The 11,235-nt window shown below is 46.0% G+C and carries 9 protein-coding genes; 8 read left to right on the plus strand and 1 reads right to left on the minus strand.

What is annotated here, in order from left to right; all coding sequences use genetic code 11:
• The first annotated feature begins 174 nt into the window (after positions 1–174).
• The 7 genes from L5M18_RS08355 to L5M18_RS08385 all read left to right on the plus strand — a co-directional run bounded on the left by L5M18_RS08355 (position 175) and on the right by L5M18_RS08385 (position 8,093).
• Positions 175–1,491: an OmpP1/FadL family transporter gene (locus L5M18_RS08355; RefSeq protein ID WP_113940702.1), complete on the plus strand. Its 1,317-nt coding sequence runs from the start codon at positions 175–177 to the stop codon at positions 1,489–1,491.
• Positions 1,492–1,594: 103 nt separating this feature from the next.
• The gene (locus L5M18_RS08360; RefSeq protein WP_173244012.1) at positions 1,595–1,981 is read left to right on the plus strand and encodes a VOC family protein; all 387 of its coding nucleotides are present in this window, start codon (positions 1,595–1,597) and stop codon (positions 1,979–1,981) included.
• Positions 1,982–2,125: 144 nt separating this feature from the next.
• Positions 2,126–2,842, plus strand: coding sequence for an SIMPL domain-containing protein (locus L5M18_RS08365; protein ID WP_113940700.1), 717 nt, complete (start codon positions 2,126–2,128; stop codon positions 2,840–2,842).
• 176 nt (positions 2,843–3,018) lie between these two features.
• Positions 3,019–4,032, plus strand: a complete 1,014-nt coding sequence (locus L5M18_RS08370) for an efflux RND transporter periplasmic adaptor subunit (protein ID WP_263196548.1) — start codon at positions 3,019–3,021, stop codon at positions 4,030–4,032.
• Positions 4,033–4,068: 36 nt separating this feature from the next.
• A complete protein-coding gene (locus tag L5M18_RS08375) occupies positions 4,069–7,311 on the plus strand; it encodes an efflux RND transporter permease subunit (protein ID WP_263196549.1) in 3,243 nt (1,080 codons plus the stop codon).
• A 43-nt stretch (positions 7,312–7,354) separates the two neighbouring features.
• Complete coding sequence (locus L5M18_RS08380; protein ID WP_006082265.1) at positions 7,355–7,567, plus strand: DUF2892 domain-containing protein; 213 nt, start codon at positions 7,355–7,357, stop codon at positions 7,565–7,567.
• A gap of 109 nt (positions 7,568–7,676) precedes the next feature.
• Positions 7,677–8,093 carry a rhodanese-like domain-containing protein gene (locus L5M18_RS08385; protein WP_198572759.1) on the plus strand — a complete coding sequence of 139 codons (417 nt, stop codon included), beginning with the start codon at positions 7,677–7,679 and terminating at the stop codon, positions 8,091–8,093.
• A 383-nt stretch (positions 8,094–8,476) separates the two neighbouring features.
• Here the strand turns inward: L5M18_RS08385 and L5M18_RS08390 are convergent, their stop codons facing one another.
• Positions 8,477–10,579, minus strand: a complete 2,103-nt coding sequence (locus L5M18_RS08390) for an alkyl/aryl-sulfatase (protein WP_263196550.1) — start codon at positions 10,577–10,579, stop codon at positions 8,477–8,479.
• Positions 10,580–10,999: 420 nt separating this feature from the next.
• Here L5M18_RS08390 and L5M18_RS23480 point away from each other — a divergent pair, with 420 nt between their 5' ends.
• The gene (locus L5M18_RS23480) at positions 11,000–11,104 is read left to right on the plus strand and encodes a hypothetical protein (RefSeq protein WP_411569018.1); all 105 of its coding nucleotides are present in this window, start codon (positions 11,000–11,002) and stop codon (positions 11,102–11,104) included.
• The last annotated feature ends 131 nt before the right edge of the window (positions 11,105–11,235 follow it).

The raw sequence follows: 11,235 nt of genomic DNA on the forward strand, positions 1-11,235 counted from the left end.
CTTGTTTTAAAGACTTTTAATTAACTGAAAATTAACATATTTCACTTCTGGTCGGACTTGTTGAGGGTACATTGAATCCATAAGATGCCGGAGACTAATAAATGGATTTAAATACTTTCGGCGGACTAAGACCGAATAAAAATCCAATACTTATAAAAAATAGAGAGAATAATAATGAAAACATTCAACAAGACACTCATTGCCGTTTCTGTCGCATTAGCAAGCACACAAACCTTAGCTTCAGGTTTTCAACTAAACAGCCAATCAGCAACTGGTATGGGCCGTGCATTCTCCGGTGATGCGGTTATTGCCGATAACGCTTCTGTGTTATCACGTAACCCTGCTGCTATGGCATTATTCGATAAAGATGCGATCTCCTTCGGCTTAACTTATGCCGATATTACTGTTGATGTTAAAGACGTTAACTTTGCCGGTGGTGCCGTTGACTTAGGCAGCATCGATGACGCGGGTAGCTCTAAAATTATCCCTAATATTTTCTACATCCACCCCATCGACGATAAGTTCGCCGTAGGTTTTGCCGCTTTCTCTAACTTTGGTACCGGTACCGATGCCAGCTCACTTTCAAAGAGTTTGCCAGCAGGCTCACCAGCACCTTATGATCTGCTTGGCGAAACAGAAGTAACAACGGTTAACTTTAACACCAGCCTTTCATACCGTATTAATGACATGTTCAGTATCGGTGCTGGTATTGATGCCATTTACGGTGAAGGTCGTTTAACCCGTAATGCGGGCGCGACACCTCTGGTTGACGTCGATGCTGACGGCTGGGCGTTTGGTGGTATTGTGGGTGCCACGATTGAATTAGATAAAGATAACCGTTTCGGTATCAGTTACCGCTTCAGCCCAACAGTGAATGTTAAAGGTGATATCAACACAATCAGCACTAAAGATCTATCTGCCGTTGGTTTAGGTTCAAAAACAGCACTAGCGACAAGCTTTGACAGCTTAGACGTACCCCTTGCGGATATTTTCCAAGTTGCTGGTTTCCATCAGCTCACACCTAAGTTTGCAGTGCACTACACTGCGCAGTACACCCAGTGGAGCAACTTTGAACAAATCACGGCTAAAGATGGCGTAGCCACTATTATTCCTGGTCAAGCGGGTGCAGGTACTCAACTGCAAGCTGGCGACGTTGCGCTGAAAGAATACCAATGGAAAGATTCATGGTTATTCAGCCTAGGTGGTACTTATACTATCAATGAGCAATTTACTGTACGTGCAGGTTATATGCATGACCAAGGCGTTGTGGACGAAATTAGCTCAATTTCATTCCCAGACTCTGACCGTAACTGGTATACAGCGGGTATGAGCTACCACATCAACCCACAAAACACGGTTGACTTTGGTATCGCTTATATTAAAGGTGAAGAAGTTCACCTGATCGAAAACAGCGCAATCGCAGGCCCTGTTAATGCGATTACTGAATCGAGTGGTATGTACTACTCAGTTCAATACAGCTACCAGTTCTAAGATAAATTCCTAACACCAAAAGCCGCATTTTTTGCGGCTTTTTTGTATCTTAAGCATTTATTGCCTAAAGTTAATTCATACTCCTGTAAATGCAGCTACGGCTATGGCTAAAGTCATTGGACTCGGTGGAATTTTCTTTAAAAGTGTCGATCCCGTTGCCTTGGCAACTTGGTACAAAACCCATCTTCAAGTCCCCATTGAAAACTGGGGCGGCGCCGCGTTTTATCACACAGATAAATCAACGCTTGGCTACCATGTTTGGACCCCTTTCGCCCATAGCACGGACTATTTCGCCCCCTCAGATAAAGGGTTTATGTTCAACTTTGTCGTTGACGATTTAGAGCAAGCACTCCTACAAGTAGAGCAAGGTGGCGGTCAACCGATTGGTGGTATTGAAGATTCAGAATTTGGCCGCTTTGGCTGGTTTATTGACCCTGACGGCAATAAAGTCGAATTATGGCAGCCAAGCGCCATCCCTCCTGAAAAATAAAATGCTTTAAACAGATCTTTCAAAACTCATATCTCAACATAATCTCCCCTGCCTTAAGCGGCATCTATTCCGAATAAACCCAGTGCATGACTGAGGTTTATTCGGTATCGTAGACTGAGTTCATCTAATCAAGAGATTCTTTTTATGGAAAAAAGTAACATCCTTCCTGCCCTACTGTTAGGTGGTTTCCTTTGCGCGGGGCTTGTTTATGTAGGCCAGACAGCAAGCTCAGCACTATTGCAAATGAAAGCCATGGAACGCACTGTCACGGTAAAGGGCTTAGCGGAAAAAGAAGTCAAAGCCAATGTGGCAATTTGGCCAATCAATTTCACTGAGGTCGATAACAATCTGCCTAAACTCTACGAGACGGTACAGCAAAAAACCGATCGTGTTGTGGCGTTTTTAAAGGAACAAGGCTTTAGCGACAGCGAAATTACTGTCTCTTTGCCCTCAATTGAAGATCGCCAAGCCCAAGGTTATGTCGATCCCAACGTCAGATACCGTTACTCAGCAAAAGTGAACCTATCGGTTTATACCCCACAGATTGATCTTATGCTGAACACCCGTAAGCAAATGATTAACTTAGTAAAAGAAGGTATAGCGATCGCCAGCCAAGATTATGATAATCGCACTGAGTTTCTGTTTACCGATCTCAACTCAGTCAAACCTGTCATGGTGCAAGAAGCGACTCAAAATGCCCGCGAAGTGGCTGAAAAGTTTGCTAAAGATTCGGATTCTCGCCTCGGAAAAATTAAAAGTGCGAGTCAAGGCCAGTTCACCATTTCAGACCGCGATAGCAGCACACCTTACATTAAACAAATTCGCATCGTTTCCACACTAACCTATTATTTAAATGACTAAATTTTAGGTTTAATTTGAAACTCTGAAGCACGAGGAATAAGGCGCTATAGGCCTTATTCCTTATTCCTAAATTAGGTAAAAACACTACATTAAATTTTTCTAATAAATATTGATTGCCTATTGAAAATAACTCCATTAGAATTTTCTCATAAATTACATCTGGGGTGATATAAGTTATGACATCAATTTCTCGTGCTTTTTTCTTACTGCTGGCACTTTCCAGTACTCAAGCTCAGGCTGCCTCAGTCGAAACCATCGAAGTCCTAAATAAACCCTATCCGAATTGGGTCACCTTAGACGCCACCATTGAAGCAATAAAAGCAGCGACGGTATCGGCGCAAACCTCTGGTCGTATTGTCAAACTCAACTACGATGTTAACGATGTCGTCCCCGAAGGAGCCGCCCTACTGGAAATTACCAGTAAAGAGCAAGGCGCTGAACTGGCAAGCTTTGAGGCTGATCTAGCCAAAGCGAAGGCTTTAAATGTCGAAGCTCAGGCACAATACAAACGTTATAAAGAGCTATTTCCCCAAGGCGCGATTTCTAAGGGCGCGATGGATGAAGCCACCGCCAATGCTAAAGCAACAGAACAAGCCGTCAGTGCAGCACAAGCCCGTGTCATCAAAGCCAACGAATCCTTAAAATACACTGTCGTTTCAGCGCCTTTTAGTGGCATAGTCACTGAGCGTTTTGTCGAACTTGGCGAAACCGTAAGCCCAGGACAAGCACTACTTTCAGGGTTTTCCGCGAGTCAAATGCGCGCCATTACCCAAGTGCCACAGCGTTACATTAACCAACTTAAAAATTCCCCCGAATTTCTCGTCCGTTTAAGTGATGGGCGCGAGTTCACCTCAACTGACCTCACGATTTTTAGTTTCGCCGATCCCGTCAGCCACAGTTATCAAGTGCGAATTAATCTGCCAGAAAATGAAGCCAATCTTCAACCCGGTACTTGGGCAAAAGCTTCCTTTAAAAATGGCGATCGGGAAAAAATCCAACTGCCCACCTCTACACTGCTCACAATGAACGAACTGAGCAGTGTTTACCTTAAACAAGGCGAAGCCTTTGTGCTGACCCAAGTCCGTGTCACTGAGCCCTTAGATGGCGAGGTAGAAGTGCTTGCGGGCCTTAAGTCGGGTGACAAGGTGGCCGTTGATGCCTACCAAGTGTTGCTCAGCAAGAAGCAATAAATTCCCTAGCGACTTAAGCTTTGTCGAGGTTGTTTTATGAAACATGCTCCAGTACCACAAACCACACTTGGGATTTCCGGACGAATTGCCGCTGCCTTTCAAAATAGCGCCATCACGCCACTATTAGCACTTCTCGGGCTCTTACTTGGCTTATTCGCCATTTTGGTGACACCAAAAGAAGAAGAGCCACAAATTGATGTCACCTTTGCCGATGTGTTTATCCCTTTTCCCGGCGCGACACCCACGGAAGTTGAAAACTTAGTCACCCTGCCAGCGGAACAAGTGATCTCCGAAATCAAAGGCATAGATACTCTGTACTCGTTCTCCCAACCCGATGGCGCGCTGATCATCGTCATCTTTAAGGTCGGCGTTGCGCGCAATGATGCCATCGTCAGCCTATACAACCAGATTTATTCCAATATGGATAAATTGCCAAGGGGCGCTGGCGTGGGCGATCCGCTAATTAAACCCCGCGGCATCGATGATGTGCCCATTGCCAGTTTGACCTTGTGGTCTAAGGACAGGCAAGTGTCTGCTGAGCAGCTAACCCATGTCGCCCTTGGGTTAGAAACCGAAATTAAGCGTATTCCCGGCACTCGCGAAATCGATACCGTTGGCCAGCACGATATGGTGGCCAACATACGTATCGATCCCGCCAAGATGAACAGCTTTAATCTGACCTACGATAAGTTAAGACAAAGTCTGAATGACAATAATATGGTCTCTATGCCTGTATCCTTAGTGCAAGGCAATCAAGAGATTAAAGTTCAGGCTGGGCAGTTTTTACAATCCATCGACGATCTCAAGCAATTAGTCGTCAGTGTCTATCAAGATAAACAAGGCAAAACTATTCCGATTTATTTAGCGGATATTGCCGAAATCAGCTTAAAAAGTGATATCCCGAAACAGAGCGTTTGGCACGCAGATAAAACCGACATTTATCCCGCCGTCACAATCGCAATTGGTAAACAAGCAGGCCAAAATGCCGTCGACATCGCCGACAGTGTGATTGAGCGGATTGCTAAGGTCGACAATGTGTTGATCCCGGCAAATGTCGAAGTCACAGTGTCACGTAACTATGGCGAAACCGCGGCGGATAAATCTAACACCCTTATTTTAAAACTGATTTTTGCCACCAGCGCCGTAGTCGTACTGGTCTTTTTAACCATGGGCGCACGCGAATCCTTAGTCGTAGGTGTGGCCATTATTATCACGCTGGCGATCACCCTTTTCGCCTCTTGGGCGTGGGGATTTACCTTAAACCGCGTGTCCTTGTTCGCCTTGATTTTCTCCATCGGTATCTTGGTCGACGATGCCATAGTCGTAGTAGAAAACATCCACCGGCATATGGCGCTCGGCAAAAAGTCCTTTAGTGAGCTTATTCCTGTGGCGGTCGATGAAGTCGGTGGCCCGACGATTCTGGCGACATTTACAGTTATAGCAGCCTTGCTGCCGATGGCTTTTGTATCGGGCTTAATGGGGCCTTACATGAGCCCAATCCCCATCAACGCCAGTATGGGCATGTTAATTTCCCTCGTTGTGGCATTTGTGGTCACTCCTTGGCTCAGTCGTAAACTGCTGAAACATAATGACCAACACGATACTGCCCAAGCCTCGCACGAGGATGAAGCTGAAACTAAGATGGTGCGCCTCTTTACTCACTTAATTGGTCCTTTCCTGCTGGGTAAAAATGCCCGTAAGGCAAGAATAGGACTGTCTGCCGGCGTATTTGTGTTGATCGGTATCGCTGTCGCGCTCCCCGTGGGTCAGCTCGTGGTACTGAAAATGCTGCCCTTCGATAATAAGTCCGAGTTTCAAGTGATGGTGGACATGCCAGAAGGCACTCCCGTAGAGCAAACACAAAGAGTATTACAGGATTTGAGTCGCTACCTAACAACCGTCCCTGAGGTCGAGCATCTGCAATTGTATGCGGGCACTAACGCGCCAATGAACTTTAACGGCTTAGTGCGCCACTATTTCCTGCGTCACAGCCAAGAGCTTGGCGACATCCAAGTGAACCTAGTGGATAAGAAACACCGCAATCGCGACAGCCACAGCATAGCGGTATCGGTGCGAGACGAACTGCAGCAAATTGGCGAGCAATATCAAGCCAATATCAAAGTGGTTGAAGTTCCACCAGGGCCGCCAGTGTGGTCGCCGCTGGTTGCAGAAGTGTATGGCCCAAGTCCCGCTATCCGCGAGCAAGCCGCATATGAGATGCAGGCGCTGTTCCATGAAACCAAAGACGTGGTCGATATCGATATTTTCTTGCCCGCCGCCCAGCAAAAATGGCAAGTGATGATCGACCGCAGTAAAGCCAGCCTGATGGCCGTGCCCTACAGCAATATTGTCGACTTGATTGCCACCTCAGTTGGCGGCAAAGATGTGAGCTATTTACATCAAGCCCAGCAAAAACAACCGATACCGATCCGCCTGCAATTAAACGAAGGCGCGAAAGTCGATTTAGAGCAAGTACTGAATATGAAGTTACTGAGCCAAACGGGGCAATCTGTGCCTGTCTCTGAGCTGGTGACCATCAAACGCGGCAAAATCGATGCACCAATTATCCATAAGAATATGATCCCTATGATCATGGTCGTCGCCGATATGTCGGGGCCACTGGACAGCCCACTCTACGGCATGTTCGACATGGCGGGCAAAATTGATGACGCCGATGGCTTAGGGTTTGATCAGCATTATATTCACCAACCCACAGGGCTAGACTCGGTCGCCGTGTTGTGGGATGGCGAGTGGAAAATCACCTACGAAACCTTTAGAGACATGGGCATCGCCTATGCGGTCGGCATGATCGCCATTTATCTCTTGGTGGTCGCGCAGTTTAGATCGTATCTGGTGCCGCTTATCATCATGGCGCCAATTCCACTGACTGTGATTGGCGTAATGCCTGGACATGCCCTGCTCGGAGCACAATTCACCGCGACGTCCATGATAGGCATGATAGCGCTGGCGGGGATTATTGTGCGTAACTCGATATTATTGGTCGATTTTATTAATCAAGAAACCGCATCCGGCGTGCCCTTTGAGCGGGCAGTGATCCACTCTGGCGCCGTGCGAGCTAAACCTATCATGCTGACTGCATTTGCAGCCATGATAGGGGCATTGTTTATTCTTGATGATCCGATTTTCAATGGCTTAGCGATCAGTCTGATCTTTGGTATTTTTATCTCGACCATACTGACCTTAGTTGTCATCCCTGTGCTGTACTACACGGCCATGAAAAACCGTATGAATACTGTTCAGATACAAACACAAAATTAACCACAACAAAGGCCATCACCAAGATGGCTTCAAGGAGTAAGGTATGTCATTAGAACGCAGTATTATGGCTTTTGCCGGATTTATGGTGTTACTGTCACTGGTGTTAACCGCCTATGTGCACCACAACTTTCTGTGGTTAACCGCATTTGTTGGCGCTAACCTATTCCAAAGTGCTTTTACCGGTTTTTGTCCTGCCGCCATGGTTTTACGCAAATTGGGTGTAAAATCAGAGGCTGAAATTGCTAAACAAAGCTAAGCCACATACAGTCACTGCTTAAGAGTTAAAATAAGAGATAAGAGTTAGGTGAGCAAGTACACGCTTGGCCTAATACAAGCGTGCCAAAAAGCCATCAAGGAGAGATAAAGTGACCCACAACCTCGTAACCCGTGGCCAAAGCCTAATGCGCTTAGCCCTATTAAGCTTGCAATCACTGGTACTCATGCCACTGCTGCTAATGCCCATGATAGCCAGCGCCGCCGACCAAGATCCTGCAATCGCATGGGATAAAATTGCCGCAGGCGCTATGGTGCTCGATGTTAGAACGCCTGAAGAATTTGCCGAAGGTCATTTAGCGAATGCGGTCAATATTCCCTTTGAGCAAGTGACAGAGGAGTTTGCTAAGCGTGGCATCGCCAAAGATGCTCCCGTCGTCTTGTATTGCCGTAGCGGTCGTCGTAGCAGTATTGCGACCGAAGCCTTAGTCGCTGCCGGATACACCCAAACCTATAATGGTGGCGGTTACTCCACCTTAGTTGAGGCGCAAAAAACACCCGCTAAGTAATTTACTACCATCGAATTGGCTCTAGTGTGGGGAAGTAAGGATAAATCACTCAAATACTGTCACCTAACTCAAGTCATTCAAGGTTTAACGACTAAAAGCGCCCTAGGGCGCTTTTTTATTGTCTAAATAGAATATCGAAATTAAGCAGAGGTAAATAAGTAAGCACCTACCCACAATCATTTTTGAAGAGACACATAATCCATCCTAAAAATGAGTGGCAGATTTAAAAACACAAAAAGATGTCGTTAACCTGCAGTTGGCACAAAAATAAATCACCTTAAGGTTGCAGCACTGGCGTATTGACACCGCTGCAACCTATTGTAAGCAGGGGAAGTGAACCTCAACGCTCTACATTCTTGCAAAAGGATGAGAGAAAAGACGCATTAGCCCCCCGAAGTATTACCGGGCTCTTGAACTTCAAACGGGTCTTTAACAAGATCTTGATGAGGTTTAACGGCCTTGGTACCTGGCAATAGTTCAAAACTAGGAGTAAATCTAACCAAAGAACTCCGCAGCAAATCAAACGGCTTGCGGTCACCTTCAAGCTTAGCTTTACCTTCCTTAATCAACTGGTCAAATGTTGCTTTCCCCCCCATAACGGTTTCTAGGTCTACACGGTTGACTCTAATAGTCAGATCCGGATTCTTAGCCAACTGTCCCTTGATGTTCGTCAGTGTTGAATTGCTTAGCTCAACGATAAACATCTCACCATTATCAGGCGTGATCAGATTAATGACAGCCTTGACTCCCTCCACTTTGGTGCTATCCATGCTGATACCCATAAAATTCAACCAAAGCTCGGTGGTCATACCGCGAATGGTATCCGGACCGCTAGATTTGGGTGGTACACCACTTGGCAGACCATGGCGCAGTTCATAGGCTGCAGCCAGGAAGCTGTTACGCACGCTCGGGCTTTCCTTCTGATAGCCTATCTGCTCATAGACATCTGCCAACAAGTCTTTGGCAGAAACATTCTCAGGTTCGGCATAGACTAATTTATTGAGGATCTCAACAGCTTCGAAATACTTGCCCTGATCCTGCAGTTGCTTACCCTTAGTCATTATCTTCTTAGCGCCACCCATCATCTCGACATAAAGCGGTGCTGATTCTCTGGGTGAAAGCGGCATCAGAGTCGCCGGGTTTGCATCCCAGTAACCAAGGTATCTGTTCATCACAGCACGGCTGTTATGCTCGATAGAACCGTGGTAGCTATGGGCCGCCCACTGTTCTTGCAGGCTCTTAGGTTGTTTATAGACGTTGTGGATTTCGTTTATCGTCACACCTTTGTTCGCATGGTGCAGTACGTTGTTGTTAAGGTGACCATAAGCATCACGCTGGGTGCGCATTATTTCCTGTATGCGTCCGTTACCCCAACGTGGCCAACTATGTGCAGCGAACATGTATTCGGCCTCAATACCGTAACGATACAGTGCCACATTGATGTGCTTGGACCAAGCCAGTGCATCACGCACTAATGCGCCACGCAGGGTGTAAATGTTGTGTATGGTACCGGTGATGTTCTCTGCGGCCCAAAACGCTTTTAGCTGCGGGAACCAAGTATTCATTTCAGCAGGCGCTTCGGTGCCAGGAGTGCTTTGGAACTCCATAATGACACCATCAACAGTCAGCGTCTCGAAGTCTTTTTCTATATAGCGTGACGGTTGAATTAGACCTGTATTCCCCGAAGCGGTATTTTTCCCAATTGATTGATCAACATGACCAAACGGGCTACGTGGAAGTAGCACACCGTATTGAAAGAATGAACGGCGGATCATTGCATTGCCTGCGTAAACGTTCTCGGAAACAGCATGTTCCATAAAGCCACTCGGCGCGATGACTTGCACCTTGCCACTCTTGACATCGGCCTCGTCAATTACACCGCGTACACCACCGTAATGGTCCAGATGAGAGTGCGAATAGATCACCGCGACGACTGGCCGAGGACCGAGTTTTTCGTTGATTAGCTTCAATGCTGCTGCGGCAGTTTCCTTCGCAGTCAGCGGATCAAACACGATCCAACCCGTATCGCCCTTGATAAAACTGATGTTGGCAAGATCGAAACCACGGACCTGATAAATCTTGCCCGGAACCACCTCATAAAGGCCATAAGCCATGTTCAAGATGGCCTGGCGTTGCAACGAAGGGTGGATGCTATCAAAATCCTTGCCCTGCAGTAGGTATTCGTAACTACCCATATCCCAAGCCACGTTGCCAGCCTCGGCCATAATTTGCTTATAGGATGGCGCGACAATGAAACCCTTCTTGGCCTCCTCGAAATCACGCTTATCTTCAAAAGGCAGGCTCTTGCGCAGGCCATTCTGCAGTTCGACCGTAAACGTCGACGGCATTTTACCTTTGGGATCGAAATGCTTACCTTCCATGGCACCAGGGTCTACCAGCACGCCACCGCCACCTGCTGCTAAAGTGTCACCGCAGATCAAGAGCGTTCCGACCAAAAACAGGCTAAACACATTTTTATGTCGCATATGATTTCCTTTCAAGTTTGAAGAGTAAAATAGCAAGCAGACATCTTGTAAAGTACTCATACGCGTTTATCTCATAAGACCTATACAGTCTTTAAGGCCAGTAAAAATGCGTATTTTTAACTACATATTAGTTATCAGCTTCCTAAAATATAACATTCGACAAAACGCGCATGTGCGGGTTCCAAACCTATTATGTCGAGCTGTAAAACATAAGTCATGTCAAAAATGTTAATCGAATGTAAGGATGGCACAGGTGCACAAATATTTTTATTTTTTCCTTTGAAACTTGATCAAAGTCATTAATTTAGTGCAAATAAACAGTATAAAAATCGGATATCATGAATATAAAAAACCCGTTTCTACACCTAATTCAAGAATAAATGCGTATGCAGGATTAGAGATTAGAACTGAAAAAACTACCTGCATTGGATCAAAAAAATTATTAACGTTCACCACGAGTATCATCCTGAAACGATGGAAACTGAAGTGGTCACACAATACTTAACCTTCCTTATCCATAAATAAAATATGGCTCTCAATACGCAAAAAGTTGTGCTCAACACATTAATCTATTTGTTACGGAATCATCTGTATCATAAGCTTGGAAATTTAATTTTTTTGCTATGCCACTAAGCAGCGATATTTATTCACCTTTT

Origin of the sequence: Shewanella sp. SM20 (genome assembly GCF_025654545.1) — a bacterium.
GTDB lineage: Bacteria > Pseudomonadota > Gammaproteobacteria > Enterobacterales > Shewanellaceae > Shewanella > Shewanella oncorhynchi.